17 protein-coding genes are annotated in these 19680 nt (G+C 57.0%); 7 read left to right on the top strand and 10 right to left on the bottom strand.

The genetic code is table 11. The features are described 5' to 3' along the window. Window positions 1-124: 124 nt before the first annotated feature. Window positions 125-1741 (bottom strand): hypothetical protein, encoded by a 1617-nt coding sequence (locus HY298_04295; protein MBI3849499.1) that lies wholly within the window; start codon window positions 1739-1741, stop codon window positions 125-127. A gap of 341 nt (window positions 1742-2082) precedes the next feature. Here HY298_04295 and HY298_04290 point away from each other — a divergent pair, with 341 nt between their 5' ends. Further along, the gene (locus HY298_04290; GenBank protein ID MBI3849498.1) at window positions 2083-2400 is read left to right on the top strand and encodes a hypothetical protein; all 318 of its coding nucleotides are present in this window, start codon (window positions 2083-2085) and stop codon (window positions 2398-2400) included. Between the two features lie 47 nt (window positions 2401-2447). Here the strand turns inward: HY298_04290 and HY298_04285 are convergent, their stop codons facing one another. Together HY298_04285 and HY298_04280 are read right to left on the bottom strand one after the other, a co-directional pair. Next, window positions 2448-3938: a DUF1501 domain-containing protein gene (locus HY298_04285; GenBank protein ID MBI3849497.1), complete on the bottom strand. Its 1491-nt coding sequence runs from the start codon at window positions 3936-3938 to the stop codon at window positions 2448-2450. A 10-nt stretch (window positions 3939-3948) separates the two neighbouring features. Further along, complete coding sequence (locus tag HY298_04280) at window positions 3949-6408, bottom strand: DUF1549 domain-containing protein (GenBank protein ID MBI3849496.1); 2460 nt, start codon at window positions 6406-6408, stop codon at window positions 3949-3951. A 158-nt stretch (window positions 6409-6566) separates the two neighbouring features. Here HY298_04280 and HY298_04275 point away from each other — a divergent pair, with 158 nt between their 5' ends. Beyond that, on the top strand, window positions 6567-8204 hold the full coding sequence (locus HY298_04275) for a TIGR04283 family arsenosugar biosynthesis glycosyltransferase (GenBank protein MBI3849495.1): 1638 nt from the start codon (window positions 6567-6569) through the stop codon (window positions 8202-8204). A 68-nt stretch (window positions 8205-8272) separates the two neighbouring features. On the opposite strand, the gene HY298_04270 is transcribed toward HY298_04275, so the two are convergent. Next, a complete protein-coding gene (locus tag HY298_04270; protein MBI3849494.1) occupies window positions 8273-8773 on the bottom strand; it encodes a response regulator in 501 nt (166 codons plus the stop codon). Window positions 8774-9013: 240 nt separating this feature from the next. Here HY298_04270 and HY298_04265 point away from each other — a divergent pair, with 240 nt between their 5' ends. From HY298_04265 to HY298_04250, 4 genes are all read left to right on the top strand, one after another. Continuing rightward, a complete protein-coding gene (locus tag HY298_04265) occupies window positions 9014-9763 on the top strand; it encodes a ubiquinone/menaquinone biosynthesis methyltransferase (protein ID MBI3849493.1) in 750 nt (249 codons plus the stop codon). 78 nt (window positions 9764-9841) lie between these two features. After that, window positions 9842-10951 (top strand): hypothetical protein, encoded by a 1110-nt coding sequence (locus tag HY298_04260; GenBank protein MBI3849492.1) that lies wholly within the window; start codon window positions 9842-9844, stop codon window positions 10949-10951. 94 nt (window positions 10952-11045) lie between these two features. Next, window positions 11046-12149, top strand: a complete 1104-nt coding sequence (gene leuB, locus HY298_04255; GenBank protein ID MBI3849491.1) for a 3-isopropylmalate dehydrogenase — start codon at window positions 11046-11048, stop codon at window positions 12147-12149. Window positions 12150-12189: 40 nt separating this feature from the next. Beyond that, window positions 12190-12627: a nucleoside deaminase gene (locus HY298_04250; GenBank protein MBI3849490.1), complete on the top strand. Its 438-nt coding sequence runs from the start codon at window positions 12190-12192 to the stop codon at window positions 12625-12627. A 104-nt stretch (window positions 12628-12731) separates the two neighbouring features. Here HY298_04250 and clpX read toward each other — a convergent pair whose 3' ends face one another. From clpX to HY298_04235, 3 genes are all read right to left on the bottom strand, one after another. Next, window positions 12732-14027, bottom strand: coding sequence for an ATP-dependent Clp protease ATP-binding subunit ClpX (gene clpX, locus HY298_04245; GenBank protein ID MBI3849489.1), 1296 nt, complete (start codon window positions 14025-14027; stop codon window positions 12732-12734). A gap of 39 nt (window positions 14028-14066) precedes the next feature. Continuing rightward, window positions 14067-14696, bottom strand: coding sequence for an ATP-dependent Clp protease proteolytic subunit (locus tag HY298_04240; protein ID MBI3849488.1), 630 nt, complete (start codon window positions 14694-14696; stop codon window positions 14067-14069). 93 nt (window positions 14697-14789) lie between these two features. Further along, window positions 14790-15299, bottom strand: coding sequence for an NUDIX domain-containing protein (locus HY298_04235; GenBank protein MBI3849487.1), 510 nt, complete (start codon window positions 15297-15299; stop codon window positions 14790-14792). Between the two features lie 424 nt (window positions 15300-15723). Here HY298_04235 and HY298_04230 point away from each other — a divergent pair, with 424 nt between their 5' ends. Continuing rightward, on the top strand, window positions 15724-16116 hold the full coding sequence (locus tag HY298_04230) for a hypothetical protein (protein MBI3849486.1): 393 nt from the start codon (window positions 15724-15726) through the stop codon (window positions 16114-16116). Window positions 16117-16199: 83 nt separating this feature from the next. On the opposite strand, the gene rsmA is transcribed toward HY298_04230, so the two are convergent. From rsmA to HY298_04215, 3 genes are all read right to left on the bottom strand, one after another. Further along, the gene (gene rsmA, locus HY298_04225; protein MBI3849485.1) at window positions 16200-17021 is read right to left on the bottom strand and encodes a ribosomal RNA small subunit methyltransferase A; all 822 of its coding nucleotides are present in this window, start codon (window positions 17019-17021) and stop codon (window positions 16200-16202) included. A gap of 289 nt (window positions 17022-17310) precedes the next feature. Beyond that, window positions 17311-18693 carry an aspartate aminotransferase family protein gene (locus tag HY298_04220; protein ID MBI3849484.1) on the bottom strand — a complete coding sequence of 461 codons (1383 nt, stop codon included), beginning with the start codon at window positions 18691-18693 and terminating at the stop codon, window positions 17311-17313. Between the two features lie 28 nt (window positions 18694-18721). Continuing rightward, the gene (locus tag HY298_04215; protein ID MBI3849483.1) at window positions 18722-19471 is read right to left on the bottom strand and encodes a radical SAM protein; all 750 of its coding nucleotides are present in this window, start codon (window positions 19469-19471) and stop codon (window positions 18722-18724) included. Window positions 19472-19680 lie beyond the last annotated feature (209 nt).

Genomic DNA, 19680 nt, shown 5'->3' with positions numbered 1-19680 from the left:
ATGAACCCAACTGGACAAGTTTGTGTTGCAGGTGCAACATAAACTTGTCCAAGCAACTTGGACGGTTCCTGGATGGACTCTGCGCAACTCCGGGTTTCGGAATTGGGGTTTCTGATTTCGGAATTCATTTCACCCAGCCGTGGTAACGGCCCATCCAGTACGGGAGAAGAAAAAACGCGCCGTCATCCTCCCCGCTGCCATTGCCACCGCCGTCGGGATGGTACGGGTTGCCGTTCCACTTGCTGACCGGCCGCTCATCTGGGGCGACGACTTCAGTCAGTTGGGTGCCATTGAATCGGTCCACGTCCGGGCGAATTTTTACATCCAGGCGCTGTGAGTTTTTCACGCCCCACTCGATCAAGTCCATCGGGATCCGATCCAGTGTGCGTTTTGATTCTTCACGGATTTCAGGAGTCATCGGTCCGGCACCACTGGCCACGGAAATGTAATTCCACAGCGGATTCATGTCCGATCGGATTTGGCTCCAGGTAAATCGCAGACTGTCCAGATAGATTTCCCTCAGCTTGGCGTCTTTCTCGTAGCGCAACAGCGGATCATAAGACAGATAGGCAAGTTCATCGTCCGAGAAATTAATTTCGCCACCGCCTTTCCAACGTCGATAGAGGCGCGTGTTCTCCGCGTACCCACGCCGGACGCGATCCTGGTAAGCATCGTCATACTTTTGGTTTCCCGTAATGTGATGCGCCGTTTTCAAAAAGGAGAGCAATTCAATGGAGCGCAATGCCGATTCGTATTGGCCTTCCTCGGTTTTGAAGAAACTCTCCGACCATTCGCCCCAGCGCGTCGGTTTGCCGTCCAGATCCACCAGGTTGTAATCGTGGTCAATCAAGTGATCGGTGAGGCGCGCGACGACTTTTCGAATTTGTTCCTTCTCGGTGTCGTCGGCCACGAGATCGTAATAAATGGCGTAACCGTAGTAATGCCCCACGCTTTCATCGGAGCTGGTGTCGCCTTTCCACAGCCATTTTCCGTCGGGCGTGGGATGCCACTCGCCGCCTTGCGGACGCGGTTCATCCACCGAAACAAAGGAACGCGCATAAAAACCAGGTTTGCCAGTGATCGCTTCCAATCGCATCAACAACCGTACTGAGCGCTGGGCTTTGGCTCGGGCGTCCGCGTCATGCGTTGCCGCATAACGAAACGCCTCCGCGCCCAGATACATCGCCGTCCAGAGTCCGTCGTTGTCATTGTCGTGTTTGACGTTGGTGGACAGGTCACCCGCAACGCGCAATCCGGAATTCGCGACCATGCCGTGCCGCACGTGGCGTTTTTCCACTCGCTCGTCGAATGACTTTGCCTTTTGCTCCAGCGTCATCGGTCGCCATTCGATGAGCGAGACGCCCGTTTTTGTGCGAACCCACACCTTGCACCCCGCGCCGGTTTCCTCCACGTAAATGTTCTTCACCTCGTTGTCCAACAGCCAGCGGCGACCAAAGAAATATTGCCAGCGGTCCCAGCGAAAGCTGCTCTTGGGATCAAACCGCGCGGCGCCTTGATCGCTGCCGAGCCATACCGCGCCGGATTTTTCCCTGGCATAAACTTTCAGCCCCGCGACGGGTCCGCGCTCCTTGCCATCCCACGGTTGGGGTCTGGCTTCCTGCCGGACCGCGGCCGGGATTTCTGGTGCCTGCATCGTAAAATGGCTGGCAAACTTTTGGGTTTCGACGGCGCAAGCCATCAGGCTGGGCAACAGAGCGAGAATCACAACAAATCGTTTCATAATTTGAGTTGGGTTCTTATCCGTCAAATTCGGCGACGGTTCAATCCTTATCGCTGATGAATAGAATCCGGGTATCGACCGACGGAGAAAATGAGGCTCCTGGGTTGGTTAACGCGAAGGGAATTCTTTTTACGTGCGGGTGGCCATCCGTCGCAAGCAATTGAGAATTAACGCTCTCAGGTTCACAATGCGCCAGTCGCATTCCTTGACAAACCACCTGACCAGTCAATTTTCTCCACTCGACCGCCCGATGCCTGTGAATCAAAGCGGGGAAAAGCAGTCGTCGCTTCCCATAGTCATGGTTGCCTCGGGCCGGCGGCATTGTGGGCTGCAAAAAAATTGTGAATTCTCTTTCTTTTTTCCCGGAAACCGTCTATCTAGTCAATTCCCGGTTGGTTTCTACCGTGTTTGATCGTGAAATGAGAATACTTGTACAGAGCAGGGAAACACTGCTGTTTTATAAAGGGATTGGTGAATGGACATCCGACTCCGAAGACGCGTTTGATTTTATCAGTTCGAGCGTGGCTGAGCGAATTTGCAGGGAGCATGGGCTGACCAACGTCCGGATGTTGGTTAGATTCGACCGGCCGGGAGCAAACGATATCTTTTTGAATTTTCTCGCGAAGGATGGCCCGCCTTATGACCAGCGCCGATCATAATTCAATCGACGCGAGCGGGTTTCACGGCTGATCAAACAACGTCGCCCTTATGCAAACAGGTCCATGATCGGTTTGCCCTCGCCGTCCCGCGTCACGTAAAACGGACGCTTCTCGATTTCGTACTTCAGCTTGGGCGAGATTCCCACCGCGCGCAGAATCGAAGCGTGCAGGTCTTCGATCACGACGCGGTCTTTGACAGTCTTGCAGGGACGCTCGTCCGCCGTCAGCCCGTGCAGATGTCCGCGTTTGATGCCGCCGCCAAAGAGCAGCACGCAACCGGCGTCGGTGAAATGCCGGTGCATGCCGTAATGTTTCAGTTCCTGAATCTTGTCCGGGACCTCGACCTGGTTTTTGACTTCCTTGCCTGGCTTGCCTTCCGTCATCAGGTCGCGGCTGAATTCACTCGCCAGCACGATCAACGTGCGGTTCAAGAGGCCGCGCTCTTCCAAGTCGAGCACGAGTTGCGCGATCGGCCCGTCGATCTGCTTCTTCAAGTCCACGAGCCGGGTGTGGCCGTTCTCGTGCGTGTCCCAGTTAACAAACGGAATGTATTCGGTCGTCACCTCGATGAACCGCGCGCCCACCTCGGTGAGACGACGCGCCAGCAGACAGCCCAGACCAAACCGGCCCATCGTTTGTTTTTCATAGGCACCATCACGCGTAAAGGACGCGCCGGATTCGTAAGCGCCGGAAACGTACTTGGCGAGCGATTCCTTGGGTTCGAGCGAAAGGTCAAACGCCTTGGCCGCGGGTGAACTGAGCAGCCGATGCGCATTGTCCAACGAGCGGAGCAGCGATTCCTTTTGGTAGCCGCTGCCGTATTGGCCAATCGGGCTTTTCTCCAACAATCGTTTGTAAAACTTGTTGCGGTCTTCGAAGCGCGCCGGGCTCATACCCGCCGGTGGCCGGACGCTCTCCGCCGCCTGATCTGGATGCGGAATGATGAACGGACCATGTTCACTGCCGAGAAAGCCGGCGGTGTGAAACGCCTTGAGTTCCTCGCCTTCGCCCACGTCGAATCGCTGGCCGATGTCGATGAATGCCGGCACCGCGGGGTTCAACGGGCCGAGCGTGCGGGCGATGATCGAACCGAGGTGCGGCGCCGCGACCGTTTGCGGTGGCGCGTAGCCCGTGTGCCATTGATATTGATGGCGCGAGTGCAAAATAAATCCGAGATCGCCGGCAGTGTAGGAGCGGATCAATGTGCCGCGATCCATGACCTGGGCGATTTTTTCCAGACCTTCAGAGAATTTGATGTGATCGACGGCGGTGGGGATGCTCGGGAACGTGCTCAGCACCTGTTTGGACTCCAACCCCTTCTCGAACGGCGTGTATAGTTTGGGATCGAAGGTTTCCGTGTGGGCCATGCCGCCGGCCATCCACAACACAATCACCGTGTCGGCGGTCGGTTTGATTTTTCCCTCTTTCGCCTCGTCGGCGAGGATGGCGCGCGGATAACCGGCGGCCAATGCCGCGAGTGTTGCCGTGCTCGCAGTCTTCAAAAATTCACGACGGCTCCAAGTGTCATTCGCTTCCATAGTCCATTCCTCAATAAATCAGTTGAAATTCCGGTAACATTGTCAAGGCCCACAGCAAATCCTCCACGCCCGCCGGCTGGACGGGATTGCCGACCAACCCTTGCGCCAGTTCCAGTTCTGGCGCCGTCGGCTTGCGTCCCAACGCTTGCGCGTAAAGTTGTTGAATCAACTCGAGGTCCGAAGACGGATGAGCGGCCATCGACTTCGCCGCGCCGCGTTGAATCAAATCCGCCAGCTCGCGCCCGTTGGTCAGTTCCAATGCCTGCAAGGTGGTGGCGGCGGAAGCGCGAACGGTCATGACTTGTTCACGATTCGGCCGGCCCAGCGCCACCATCAGCGAATCGGCGTTGACCAGGGCCGCGCGAACTTTGCCGGATGGTGGCGGAGTCGCCATCGCCGTGGTGAACTGAGGTTCCAATTCCCAGGGAGCGGTGTTGATGCCGCCCAGTTCCGCAGCCGGTTTCCAATCCTGCGCTACAAAGCCGGTTTTCTGCCAGCCATCGACTTCCTGCGCCGACCACGTCCAGGAACTGTCGCTGGCAAAATCCATGACGGTCGCGGGCCGGTCATCGTGATCTTGCCGCACGCTGGCGAAGAAGAAAAAGCCGGCGGGATTCGGCTGATCGCCTTCGTTGACGGCTTTGACTGCGATCACGTTCTCGCCTTTGACAAGGTGCGGACGGATGTCCACCACCCCCGGCTGTCCCCAAGTATCGCCGGACATCACTTTTTTCCCGTTGATGAAAAGGGTGTAAACGTTGTCGCAGGTGGCGAGGGCGCGGGCTTCGGTTGGCAATTCGGGAAACGTGATTGTTTTCCTCAAATAAATGGTTTCGGGGGCGGCAGACTGGGCGGCGCCGGCTTCCTTCCAAATCCAGTTTCCCTTGGCCGATGAAGAAAAGGATTTGATGGCGGTTTCGTCCACGTAATTTATTTTGACCGCGGGCTGGCTGTACCAGATGCCGGTCAACGCACCAAGAGCGTCGCGGAATTGTTCGGCGGACATGCGGCGCACCAGCGGCCCGCGAAACACGTAGTCCTGACGATCGCCTTCATTTGCGCTGACCGCAGGCAACTGGTAGGCGCGCGACGTGAGAATCCGCTCGATGGTTTTCTTGAGGCCGTAGCCGTTCGCCGCCAAATCCTCCCCCAGCCAGTCCAACAAATCCTGGTTCCACGCCGGCGTCTCCATGTCATCCACCGGCTCGACAAGTCCACGCCCCATGAATTTCTGCCAGAGCCGATTGACGATTGTCCGTGTCAGTCGCCCATCTTGTTTTTGGGTGACCAGTTCGGCCAGTTGCTTGAGGCGCGCCGGTTTGTCCGCTTGGGGATCGATATTGCCCAGCTCAGGGTAAATGAATCTCAAATCAGCTTTCTTGCCGGTGGGCTTGTCGCAATGGACCATTTCCAGCGGCCCGTCAGAATAAATTCCCGCCAGTCCATAAGCGTCGGCGAGCGTCCAGTCGTTGATCAAACTGTCGTGACACGAAGCGCACTTGAGGTTCACGCCCATGAATACCTGCGAGATGCTTTGCGCCGCCTGCATCTGCGGCGTTTGCGAAGCGTTGACCACACCGCGCCAGACAATGCCTTTGGTGAAACCTTCGGATGCGGGCGTGGGATTGATCAACTGCGCGACGAATTGGTCGTAAGGCAGGTTTTTCGCGAGCGCGGCATAAAGCCAGTCGGTGATCTGCTTGCGACCGCCGTCGATGTAACCGGTGCCGCGATAATCATTTCGCAACAGGTCGTTCCAGAACGTCAGCCAGTGCTCGGCGTAATTGCGGTTGTCCGCCAACAGACGCTGGACGAGGCGCTGGCGTTTGTCCGCGCGCTGGTCGGTAATGAATTTCTCCAACTCCTCCGGCGTCGGCAGCAGACCGATCACATCCAGATAAACCCGCCGCGCGAACACATGATCATCGACCGGTTTGGGCGGTTTGATTTTGTGCGCGGCAAAGTAGGGATTAAGGAAGCGGTCAATTGGATTTTCGCTCTTGTTACCGGCCGGCATTGCCGGACGTTTCGGTTTCAGATTGATCGGTTCGAGTTTTCCGAAAGAGACGCCCGAATCCCATGTCAAACCTTGATCGATCCAGGCGCGCAACACACCGATTTGTTCCGGTTTCAGTTTCGAACCCTTTTTGGGCATGATGCTGTCGGGATCGAGTCCAGCCACCAGCTCGATGAGATGACTCTCCGCGCTCTTGCCGACAACAACTGTCGGCCCGGAATCGCCGCCCTTCAAAAAAGTTTCGCGCGTGTCCATCAGCAAGCCGCCTTTGTCCCGACCGCGCCCGTGACATTTGATGCAACTGGCTTCGATGATCGGCTTGATCTCCTCCGTGAAATTGATCTGGTGCGCAGCCGGCGGCGGCAGAGTCTTGGCCTGTTCTGGGGTAATCTTGGCCAGCGCGCAACTGCCACCCAGCAGCAAACAAATCAGTTTGGAGAGACGGTGTTTCATCGAGCTTGGAATATAATGAGCCGCGCCGAAAAATGACAGAGAAAAAATAGGTCGTTTGCTGGCCGCAAACGACGCGCTGGCTCGCAACTGTTTCTTCGACTTTGGTCTTTGACTTCGGCCTTGCGTCTTTAGAGTTGGCCCGAATGGAAACGGTGCCGATGACAAAATCGCGCGCGTGGATTCGATTGGGTTGCATCGCGGTGTCCGCCGTTGCTTTGTTCGTTGTATTTCGTGGCGTTGACGTTGGCGCCTTGGCGGCGACCTTCCGCAACCTGCATATCGGCTGGTTCGTCGCCGCGATCGTTCTGTATGGATTGATTTTTTTACCGGGCGCCTGGCGATGGCACCTGATGTTGCGGTTGACTGGCAGCACAGTTCACCTGGCGGCCACGGCGCGGGTGGCGCTGATTGGGCATTTTTTTTACACCCTCTTGTTCGGCGCGGTGGGTGGTGACGTGGCCAAGTCGGCTCTCTACGCGCGCTGGTATCGGTTGCCGGCGGCTGTTGTTTTTGGGGCGGCGCCGCTGGATCGATTGCTCGGATTTTGCGGGTTGGTTGTGTTTGCCGCACTGGCGTTTACTTTAGCGACCGTTAACGGCGCGTTCGTGAATGGAGAAACGATTGCCTGGCGTTGGCCCGTGAGTTGGGCATGGGCCATTTTGGGTTTGGCCGCGGTTTGCCTCGGATTGCTGTTGCGCGGCAGAGACGAACCGGCTTGGACTCGATGGGCGCGCGTATTGGTGGAGGGAGGACAGCGTTTGATTGCTTCTCCGCGGATCGCGACACAAGGTTTGCTTTGCGGCTTCCTTGTGCAAGCAGCGTTAAGCGGTGTGCTTGCCCTAAACTTGGAAGCGGTTGCCAGATCACCCTTGCCGTGGGGCAAATTGATTTGGACGTTGCCAGCGATTTCCGCGGTGAGCGCACTACCGATGACGGTGTCGGGTCTGGGGGTGCGCGAAGGTGCTTCGCTTGCTTTGCTGGGGCTGTACGGGATTTCGCCTGCGGATGCGGTGGCGGCATCGCTGCTGACTTTTTTGGTGAGCTTGTTTTGGGCGTCGATGGGAGCTGTTTTATTCTGGCGTGGAGATGACAGACAGGCGCAGCCACGCTCGCTCCCCGAAACAATCTCCGTCGTCATCCCGGCGCTCAACGAAGCTGAGTCGCTTGGCGAAACGGTACGTCGCGCCAAGCAGATACCCGAAGTCTGTGAAATCATCGTCGTCGATGGTGGCAGCCGCGATCAGACACGGGAAGTGGCCATCAATATGGGCTGTCATGTGCTCACGAGCGCGCCGGGACGCGGCGGGCAAATGCGGCTGGGTGCGGCGCAGGCAAAGGGCGATGTGATCCTCATGTTACACGCGGATACGTGGTTGCCGCCGAACGCCGGACAGGCGGCGATTAATTCCTTCCGCGACGCGCGTGTGGTGGGCGGCGGCTACTGGAAAATGTTTCGTGACGGAAGTCCGCTTTTGTGGGGTTCGCGTTTCAAATGCGCAGTGCGGCTTTACCTTGGGCAACGCGTCGCGGGCGATCAGGCGTTGTTTGTTCGGCGCGAGGATTTGGAAGCGGTTGGCGGTGTTCCGGACTTGCCACTGATGGAAGAGTTCGAACTGTGTCGCCGCTTGCGCCAGCGAGGTCGTCTCGCGCTGGCGGACGCCACCCTCGTCACCTCGGCGCGGCGGTTTGCGAAGCTGGGGGTCCTGCGGACTTACTTGCGGATGTGGCGAGTGACGACGCAATATCGTCTGGGAACTTCACCACAGGAACTACGAAGAATTTACGAGCGGGAGTGACGACGTGAAGCAGATGGCCTTGGATTGCAGTTCCCGCCGGGGTGGTTAAGAATGGCTCAACAACAAAGCTACTGCTTGGCTGAACTCTTGCCAGCCAGTGCGGCAAGAATTTCCCGGATTCCCGTCAAAAGTTCTTCCATGTCGAGCGGTTTTTGGTAGAAGGAAGTGGCCCCGGCAGCAATGGCGCGTTCCCGGTTCTTTATCGAGTCCTCGCCGGTGATGATAACGACGGGGATTAGTCGCCCGCCCGTTGCCCGCCCCTGAAACCACTCCATGATCTTAAACCCATCCCAACTCATGCCGACCTCTGGCGGGAAATTGACATCCAAAATGACAATGTCCGGATTTTCCTGTCGAACCAAAGTCACCGCAGTCGAGCCATCGTGTGCGCTTAACACTCGGTAGCCGTTGGCTTCCAGTTTAAGTGTCAGCGTCTTGACGATCACCAGGTCGTCATCCACCACCAGGATTTTTTTCGGCGGGGAGGAACCCTCCACCGGTGCTGCCGGCGACGATGATTGCGCTGACTTCGCCGGCTTCTTGGTTTCCGATTTCCCGAATAGTTTCATTTTCGGCAATAGTGGTTTGAAATACGATTTGCCAGCGCATTCTGTCTAAATCCGCCAGCCACCTGGCTGGACTTATAGGTGAAGTCCGGACGTTGAGCAACATTTTTCATGCTCTGATTAGCTTTTTGATTGTCTCGTTTTTTGCCAGGCCGTGTCTTTTCTTTAACCCCCATTTAGCGGCACCCAAAACCCATGGTTATCGTCGTTTCGTTTCCGGCACTGTGCTAATCTTCCGGGCAGATGACCAACAAGTTTTACGAGCCGGGAATGCAGCGCGCCGCACGGGTGAAGGAACTTTTCACCACGATTGCGCCCCGTTACAACCTCATCAATGACCTGCAAAGCGGCGGCCTGCATCGCTGGTGGAAAAAGCGACTCATTCAGCGTGCCAACCCGCAGCCTGCCGAGCGCGCCCTCGACCTGTGTTGCGGCACAGGCGATGTTGCATTGGCTCTCGCCCGGCGCGGTGCCGCAGTCGTGGGACTCGATTTTAGCGCCGCGATGCTGGAGGTCGCCGTAAAGCTTGGCCGGGAATTGGCACTTGGTCCGGCGGTGAATCAAACAAACGGCCTTGAACCTCTTCGATTCATTCAGGCCGATGCGGAGCACATCCCCTTTCCCGACGCAAGCTTCGATATTGTCACCATCGGTTATGGCCTGCGCAATCTCGCGAGTTGGGAAACGGGTCTGCGCGAGATGTGCCGCGTGGCCAAACCCGGCGGGCGCGTGCTGGTGCTGGATTTTGGCAAGCCGGACAACGCCTGCTGGCGCGGGCTGTATTTCGCTTATTTGAAAATGTTCGTGCCTCTATTTGGCCGGGTTTTTTTCGGCGATGCGCAAACCTACGCTTACATCTTGGAATCGTTGAAACGTTTTCCCGCCCAACAGGGCGTGGCCGCCAGGATGCGCCGGATGCCGTTCAAGGAGGTGCGCATCATCAATCTGCTGGGCGGCATCATGAGCATCAATTACGCGGTGAAGACCGGTTAGCCTCCCGCTAACTCGATTCCGGTTTTTCCGCTTGCGCGACGCATGGCGGGTCGTCTAAATGGCCGCGATTCCTGACCCATGAAAAATAATCGTTCACTCATCAAACTCCTGGAGGCCGTCATCGTCGCTTCCATCGCGCTCAGCAGTTGGATCAGCGCAGTTGCCGCCGACCGCAACCGACTGGCGCCTGGCGTGCGCGGCCTGGCGACGCGCGCACCCGCCAACATGAAGATCGACGGCGATCTCACCGAATTCAAAGGCGCGTTCTGCACGCCGGTCGAATATTTCAACGCGGATTTGAAAAACCGCGCCGCGCAGTTCTTTTACATGTGGGACGACGAGGCTTTTTACGCCGGCCTCCGCACGCTGGACACCAAACCATTCAGCAGCGCCGACGACAATCATCTCTGGGAAGGCGACGCGGTGGAATGGTATTTCGACACGCGGCAAAACGCCGACTTTCGCAGCCAGGCGTGGCCCACGAATGCAAATCCCGGCGCGGTGCATTGCTACTGGAGCGGTTTGAAAATGGCGGAAGTGCAACCGCGCTTCTGTCTGCGGCCTGGTTTTCTCCAAGCCATTCCCAAAACCGGAGTCCAGGTCGGCGCGCGCCGCACCAAGGTGGGGATGGATGTGGAGTTCAAATTGCCGTGGGCGAATTTTCCGAACTTCAAACCAAAGCTGAATGAAATCATCGCGCTCGACGCCGAGCTTTGTTACAGCGACGGCGGTCCGCGCATTTTTCGTTCCTTCGTCTATGGCAGCCCATTGTCCGTCCAGCAACCCGCCAGTCTGGGCAAGATCCAGCTCGTGGACAAACTCCAACCCGCCGACTGGAAAGCGTGCGGCCCGGTAATGCTGCCGATGCGTTGCGACACCGCTTGGGGACAGAACACGAAACCACAAGTCACCGGTTACCTGGCGCTGCCGCCGGACCAATCCGACCAGATCGGCAAGGTGATCTTCCGGATCATCGGCCTGAATGGTTCAACCCTCGGAGAGTATCCAGGAAAACTGGAGACGTTTGAACCTGAAGGCAATTTCCGGCGCATGACGGCGCAATGGCCGGGCGATCTGGCCACGCCCGGCGCGCATCAATTGCTCGGCATTGTGTACGACAAGAATGGAAAAGAACTCGCCCGCATCGCGCCCCGCATGGTCAGCGTAAACATGGTGTCAGGGTACTAACGCGCTGCGGCCCCTGGCTTATCCTGTGTTGCAAAATTCCTTTGCCAGGACGCGCCGAATCATTAGCATCCCAATTCCCGCGGCAAATTTATCCATGAAAAATTTCAAAATCGCAGCGTTGGCCGGCGACGGCATCGGCCCGGAAGTCATGCGCGAAGCCATCAGGGTTCTCCATTGTGCAGAAAACAAATTTGGATTCAAACTCGATATCACCGAAGCGCCCGTTGGGTGGGCGGGAATTGACGCCGCCGGCAAGGCCCTGCCAGACGCCACGCTCACGCTGTGCAAGAACTCCGCTGCGATTTTGTTCGGCTCAGTCGGTTTGCCCGACCGCGACTCGACGGTTCCGAAGGAGGAACGTCCCGAACGCGCCGCGTTGCTCCGCATTCGCAAGGAGTTCGGCCTGTTCGCCAATCTGCGTCCGGTGAAACTTCCCAAAGCCCTCGCCCACGCCTGTCCGCTTGCCAAGGAACGCCAGGGCAACGGTATTGACATCCTCGTCGTGCGCGAGTTGACGGGGGGCCTGTATTTCGGCCAGCCGAAAAGGACGGAGGCAATTCCCGGTGGTCACCGAGCGATTGACACCATGGTTTACACCACGCCGGAAATTGAGCGCATCGCGCACGTCGCATTCCAAGCCGCGCAGTCGCGCCGCAAAAAGGTCACCAGCATTGACAAGGCGAACGTGCTGGAGAACGGCGTGCTGTGGCGCGAGGTCGTCACGCGCGTCGGCGGGCAATATCCCGACGTGGCGCTGGAACACATGTTCGTGGACAACGGCGCGATGCAACTCATGCTCCGCCCGGCGCAGTTCGATGTGATGCTTTGCGAGAATATGTTCGGTGACATTTTGAGTGACGAAGCGGCGGCGCTGGCCGGTTCGCTCGGTATGTTGCCCAGTGCCAGTCTCGGCGCGACGAGCGGCGGAAACACTTTTGGTTTCTACGAACCCGCCGGCGGCACCGCGCCGGATATCGCCGGCAAAAACCTGGCGAACCCGATTGCGCAAATCCTGTCGTCCGCGCTCATGCTTCGCCACACCTTTGGCTTGAGCGACGCGGCGGCGGCGATTGAAGCCGCCGTGACCAAAGTCATCAACGCGGGCAACCGCACCGGCGACATTTTCAGCGCGAGCGAGGAAAACACCCGCAAAATCGGCACGCGCGAGATGGGCGACGCCATCGCCGCTGCGATTTGAATTGTAGCGGCGGTCGCCGACCACCGCTGAAAGATTACTTGTGGACGCATTTCTCCAAGCCGCGATTGAGGAAGCGAGGAGAGGTTTGGCCGAAGGCGGCATTCCCATTGGCTCGGTACTGGTGTGCGACGGGAACATCATCGGGCGTGGACACAATCAGCGTGTGCAGCGCGGCAGCAGCATCCATCACGCAGAGATGAATTGTCTGGAGAACGCGGGCCGGCTCAAGGCGTCGGTCTATGAACGCTGCACGCTTTACTCGACACTATCACCCTGCCCGATGTGCAGCGGCGCGGCGTTGCTCTACAAGATTCCCCGCATCGTCGTTGGCGAAAACGTGACGTTCAAAGGGCCGGAAGATTATTTGCGCTCGCAGGGCGTGGTCGTGGAGGTGTTACAAGACGCGGCGTGCATCCAACTCATGCGCGATTTCATCGCAGCTCGTCCTGAACTTTGGAATGAAGATATCGGGGAATGAAACGTGATGCGTGAAACGGGGCTTCACCGCTCAAGTCGTTCTCACGCTTCACGTTTCACGTTTCACGTTTCACGCTTCACGTTTCACGCTTCACGTTTCACGTTTCACGCCGCCGCCTTGTCCTGCTTGCGACGAACCAGTGGCTTTGCCTCGCCCAACACGGCGGCGCGCGTGATGTTGACGGTGAGAACGTCACCGCTGTTGGGCACGTCGTACATCACGTCGAGCATCAGCTTCTCCAGCAAACCGCGCAGGGCGCGCGCTCCCGTTCCTTTCTTCATGGCTTGAACGGCCAATTCCCGCAGGGCGTCGGTTGAAAACTCCAATTCCACGCCTTCCATCGCCATCAGCTTGGCGAATTGTTTGGTGAGCGCGTTCTTGGTGTCGGTCAGGATGGCGACCAACTGGTCCTCGGTCAGCTCCGCCAGCACCGTCACCATCGGCAATCGGCCGATGAACTCCGGAATAAAACCGAAACCGAGCAAATCTTCCGGCTCGACCCACTCAAGGATTTCCCGGCGTTCTACTGCCTCCGTCTCGCGCGTTCGCTCCACTGCACTGAAACCCATGACGCGATGGCCAAGCCGCCGGTGAATTATTTTCTCGAGACCGACGAATGCGCCGCCGCAAATGAACAAAATGTCGCGCGTATCGACGCGGATGTATTCTTGTTGCGGATGTTTGCGGCCGCCCTGGGGCGGAACGTTACAGACCGTTCCCTCCAAGATCTTCAGCAATGCCTGTTGCACGCCTTCGCCGGAAACGTCGCGGGTGATGGAAACGTTTTCGGTCTTGCGCGCGATCTTGTCGATCTCGTCGATATAAACAATCCCGCGTTGGGCGCGCTTCACGTCGTAGTCCGCGTTCTGCAGCAAACGGAGAATGATGTTCTCCACGTCTTCACCCACGTAACCGGCTTCGGTGAGCGTGGTCGCGTCGGCGATGGCAAACGGCACATCGAGAATCTGGGCGAGCGTGCGGGCCAGCAACGTTTTGCCGGAGCCGGTCGAGCCGATCATCAGGATGTTGCTCTTTTCGATTTCGACCTCGGCATGGCGATTCGCCGACAACTCGTCGTTCTCCCCTTTGCCGGCGCGGACGGGGGGCTCCTGGAGAATACGCTTGAAGTGATTATGCACGGCCACCGCCAGAGTCTTCTTGGCGTGATCCTGGCCAATGCAGTGAAGGTCGAGCAGGTGTTTGATGGCGGACGGCTTCGGAATGTTGATTCGCGGCATCTGTTTGCGCGTGTCCGCCGCCAGTTCCTTGTCGAGTACGCCTTTGCAAAAAATGACGCAACTGTCGCAGATGTAAACGCCCGGCCCGGCAATCAGCTTTCTAACTTCGGCATGCGATTTCCCACAGAAGCTGCAGAGTGTGATGTTGGTCGGGCGCGCCACGGAGGGTTGGTCAGTTGATGGGTGAAGGCTGAGCGTGCATCAGGCAACCACCGATGTTTTATCCGGCAACCCAGGGACTTGCTTTCGCGAAACGACGACCTCGTCCACCAACCCAAATTCCTTCGCTTCGTCAGGCGTCATGAAATTGTCGCGGTCACACGCTTTTTCCACCGCTTCCTCCGTTTGACCCGTGTGTTTGGCGAGGATGGAGTTGAGCCGCTGCTTGAGCTTGAGCATATATTTGACGCGGATTTCGACATCGCTCGCCGCGCCTTCCGCACCGCCCAACAGTTGGTGAATCATGATGTTCGAGTTCGGCAGCGCGTAGCGTTTGCCTTTCGTGCCGCCGCAGAGCAGGACCGCCCCCATGCTCGCCGCCTGGCCGATGCAGTATGTATTCACGTCGCACGTAAGAAACTGCATCGTGTCGTAAACCGCCAACCCCGCGGAAACGCTGCCTCCCGGGGAATTGATGTAAAGGTGAATGTCCTTTTTCGGATCGCTCATTTGCAGAAATAGCAACTGGGCGATGATGATATTGGAAACCATGTCGTCAATCGGCGTGCCGAGAAAAATGATGCGGTCCACGAGCAGGCGCGAGTAAATGTCCCAACTGCGCTCACCGCGTCCTGTCTGCTCAACCACGATCGGAACAAGAAAATTTTGCATAAATTTTTAACTGGCAGCGCAACCTAACGAACGAATGCGGAGGCGTCAAGTGCGGGAACAGTCTTCGATTTCGAAGACTTATCGAACCCGGTTTTATCCTCGTTCATCCGTGGTCAGCCTTTTCCAAATCAGCAACAGCGCGCCGGCGAAATCGTCCGGACGTTCCAACATCCATTGCTTGACGGCCGCCGGCGTGAACCAGTCCCCACGCTCAATTTCCTCCGGGTGCAAAGTGAACGGGCCTTCTGCCTCGCAACGATAAATCCAGACGAATTCCTGACCGGTGTCAGCACACGCGTCGATCTTGAAGAGTCGCTTCAGTGGCGTTTGGATTTCAAGGCCGATCTCCTCACGGAGTTCGCGGACTGCGCAGGCGTCGTAAGTTTCGCCGCAGTCCAGATGGCCGGAAGCCGACGAATCCCATTTGCCTGGAAAGCAATCTTTCTTCAGCGACCGCTTTTGCAAGAAGACCTCGCCGCGCGCATTGAAGACCAGCACGTGAACAGCGCGATGTTTCAAACCGAGCCCATGCACCTCGCGGCGCGTTTGCCGGCCGATGATTTCGTCCCGGTCGTTGACGACGTCAAAGATTTCTTCTGTCATAATCAACTGTCCAAGTAACTTATCGGACAACACAAGAATAAAGAAGTTCGCAAAAAATTGTATGCGAGCTTCAACGCTGGTGGTAAAGAGATTGTTCTTGGCCTTAGTTTTGTGGAGGCGTAGAAGTCTTTTCATGCCTGATGATCCGCCAGTCACGCAGTCGAAAGCTGAGAAGCTGGCCAAAGACGCCTTGATGCTTGGAGTCGCGAGTATCATTTGCGGTATCACATCCTTGCCGGCGATAATTTATTCCATCAGGGCTTTGATTCGAATTAGAAATGACGGCGCCAGCAAGACAGCTTTTCGCAAAGCGATCTTCAGTCTGATTTTTTCCTCCTGCGTTTTTGGGTTTTGTGTTTTCACGATAATTTCAGCGTTTCGTGCGGCGCAAGCCATGGCCGATGACATGAGTTGCATGAACAACATGAAAGAGCTCGCCTTGGAACTTAGAATCTACACAGGCGATCACGACGACCTGTTTCCTCCTGCGAGCCGATGGTGCGATGCCATCCAGTCCACGAACAAAGCCAGCTTTCATTGTCGTGCTGCTCCCAAGAAACAAACTTGCAGTTATGCGATGAATCGCAATCTTGACGGGCTAAAAGACTGCGCCGAAATCGAGCCGGAAACCGTTCTGTTATTTGAGAGTGACGCAGGATGGAATGCCGCAGGTGGACCAGAAATGGCTGCGACACGCCGCCATTATCAAATGCACGTCGCCTTTGTAAACGGCCACGTGGAATCTTTCAATTACGAGGATTTTAGAAAATTGCATTGGAGTCCCTATACTAATTCATCTGCGGTGAAGACGAAGTGATCGTAATTATTTCAACTGACGAATGCTCGTTCGGTCTGCTTGAGATAACACAGCTCGAAAAACTTGAGATGTGCCCGCAAACCTTAATCAAGTTTTTCCGCCAGCGCGACGAATTCTTCCAAGCACAATTCTTCGGCACGTTCCCCGGTCGAAATTTGCTGTGCGGTGAATGCGGCCGTTAGTCTTTCCTCGGGCCAGTCCTGCTTCAGCAGTTTGAACATCATCTTGCGACGCTGCGAAAACGCGCGTTTGACAATTTTTGTAAATGTTTCGCTTTGCTCGCTTGTCAGGAGTGGCCGGGATCGCCGAATCAAAGTGACGCAGGCTGAATCAACATCAGGTTGCGGAAAAAAACAACTCGCTGGAATCTTGAAATGGTCCTTCGGGTCGTATCGCAATTGAATCAGCAATGCGAGCACTCCGTAAGCGTGGCTGCCCGCCTGCGCCACGAGTCGTTGCGCCACTTCAAGCTGCAATGTTACGACCATCCGCTGTGGGCCACGTTCACATTGCGCCAGTTCCACGAGAATTGCCGTAGCGACGGAATAGGGCAGGTTGGCAACGAGTTTCCAGTCGCTCCAATCACGCGGTTCCCGTTGCAAATAGTCCAAGGCATCGTCGCGCAATAAGCTCAGGTTCTTCGCGCTAGAAAAGTGCTCTTGTAGAAACTCGAACAGCCGCCGGTCTTTTTCAATCGCCAGGACCTCGCCGGTCTGCGCTAACAACAACTCCGTCAACGGCCCCAGTCCCGGCCCGATTTCCAAGACTTTGTCAGACTTGGTCAATTCGGCGGCGGCGACAATGCGGCGAAGTTGATTGCCGTCGTGCAGAAAATTCTGGCCGAGGGATTTCGTCAGCCGGATTCCCCGCGTGCTCAGCAGTTCGCGCATTTCGCTGAGTTTCATCGGATTGGAATTGAAACCGCAGATGAACGCAGCGCGGCCGAGCCGCAACAAAACCTTCTCCCTCTCCTCCATCGGATGGAGGAGAGGGCCGGGGAGAGGAGGGGCGTTTGTTTTTGGATTGCCCCTCTCCTCGGTCCTCTCCCCACTCCTGCGTCGTGGAGAGAGGAAGAAGTGCCGCTCACAAAAACTTTGTCACGCCAACAATACTTTCCAGTATAGCAGTGCAGATTGACGCAGATGGGCCGAAGCCAGGCTCCTGAATGAAGGGTTCTATCTGCGTTCATTTGAGTCAATCTGCGGTTAAACATTTTCCCAATTCCTTCACCGTCGCGGACAACTGCGTCTCTGTAATCGTCAGTGGCGGCGTGAAGCTGATCACGTTGCCATGCTCGCCCTCCGGCAACAGAATGAAACCGCGATGCAGCATCGCTTTGATGACGCGCGAAACCTCGGTTGTCGCCGGCGAGCCATCAGCGCGGCCGAGTTCCAAACCTGCCATCAGGCCGAGGCCGCGGGCGCGAGCCGTGAAACGTGAACCGTGAATGGAGTTGAGACGCGCCAGCAGAGCCTTCCCCAGTTGGGCGCTGCGCTCGACGAGTTTCAACCGTTTGATCTCGGCGATTTGCGCCAGCGCCATTGCGCAGCCGACGGGATGGCCGAGAAACGTGCTCGTGTGAATTGCTTCGCCTGTGGACACCGGCCACGCCGCATCCATGATCTTTGTGCGCCCAACGCACGCTGACAACGGGAATCCGCCGGTCAACGCTTTGCCAAGGCAAATCAAATCGGGAATAGTCTGCGTGTGTTCGCACGCGAACCATTTTCCCGTGCGCCCAAACCCAGTGTAAATCTCATCGAGGATCAAAAGGGCGCGGTGCTCGTCGCAAAGCTGGCGCAATAACGGCAGGAATTCCGGCGGCGGAATGTTGATACCACCGCGCCCTTGAATCGGTTCGACGAGAATTGCACCGATTTTCTCGCGGTGTAACAAGCGGCGGATTATCCTTTCAATTTCGTGGCAGCCGACGTCAGGAGGCTCTGAAAATTTCGGATTTCGGATTTCAGATTTCGGATTTTCGGAAGTGAGCCTCACGTCGGCGGCTACGGGGAACGGAACGAAATGTCCGAACTTTCCGAGTTGCGAGCGGAACGGCGCGCGGAAATGGTCGCGATGCGTGGCGTTGAGCGCGCCGTAGCCGAGTCCGTGATACGCGCCCTCGAATGCAAGGATGCCGCGTTTGCTCGTGGCGAGCAGCGCAGTTTTAAGCGCGGCCTCGACCGCTTCAAAACCGGAGTTGCAGAAAATGCTTTTGCCTGATTTCGGATTTCGGATTTCGGATTTCGGGTTTATCCTCCCCCAACGCTCGAACGTAATCCGGCTCAATTCGCGCGCCAGTTCCGCTTTCAACGCGTGAGGATGAACGTCGCCCATCGTGTGCAACAGTCTCGCCATTTGACGTTGACCGGCTTTGACCACGCGCGGGTTGGCGTGTCCCGCCGCGGCAACTCCAAACGCGGCCGTGAGGTCGAGATGCTTTTTCCCTTCGGTATCCCAAACGTGAACTCCATCGGCACGCTCCCAGACAATCGGCCACGAGCCGTCCGGTTCGATGAACGTGACGTTGCGCGATTCGTAAGCGCGGAGTTGGGCGAGAACTTGGTTTGTAGTCATGTGGTATTCCGCCTCCTCAAGCCGGCGGCTACACTCCTCGTTTGTCGGGCGGCCAGATGACTTTGTGCAGTTGCGCCTGAAACCGCACCGGCAGCGCGTCGGCGATGATTTTCTCCGCCAGTTCGCGGCGCGAGATCGGCGTCTGGCCGGCGGGAACTGCCTTCAACGAGTTGTCCTGTTGCGCTCGTGTCAGCGGCTCCACCCACGAGAATAAGATGGGACAAACGGAATCGAGTTTGTGCTCCACGATTTTTTGTTTCGCCCAGCCGTAATCTTCCAGCGTTCCCATGACGAACTTGATTTCATCAGTGTTCTTGAGGTGCGGCAGATTCGCCCAGCGATTGCGCTCGACCTCGCCGCTGCTGGGGCATTTCAAATCCATGATCCGCCGGACGCGCGGGTCGATCTTCGAAATGTCATGCGCGCCGCTGGTCTCGATCAACACGGTAAAGCCATCGTCACACAGCGCTTTCATCAGCGGAAGAACCTCTGGCTGCAAGAGCGGTTCGCCGCCGGTAAGTTCGACGAGGGGGAGGCGTGATGCGTGACTCGTAACGCGTGATGCCCGGTCTGCGAACGGTTTCGCCAGCCGCTGAATCGCGCAGCGCACTTCCTCCAGCGTCATCTTCGTCCCCTTCTTGAACGCGTAGGCGGAATCGCAATAGGAACAACGCAAGTCGCAAGCGGTGAGTCGGACGAACACGCACGGCAGCCCGGCGAATGTGCTTTCGCCTTGCAAGCTCAGGTAGATTTCGTTGATGACCAGCGTGTCGGACATCGCCCGGCCAGTTTAGCTTGGAACCGGCGAGCGTTGAAGCGTTAATGTTTTGAAGCGTTCAAGCCGCGTGTTCAAGGCAAGCGCCGCCAACAGGAATGTTTCCAACCACGGATTGACCCTCAAGGAATGGACTTCGGCCTTGGCCGCCGGGGACAGCACAAGCTGTTGAGTGCAGATGATGATTTGGCAACCGGATGGATTCTTAAGCC

It is taken from the genome of Verrucomicrobiota bacterium (assembly GCA_016200005.1).
GTDB lineage: Bacteria > Verrucomicrobiota > Verrucomicrobiia > Limisphaerales > PALSA-1396 > PALSA-1396.
Note: the sequence above shows the minus strand (reverse complement) of the source record. Positions and strands in the feature narration are given on the sequence as shown.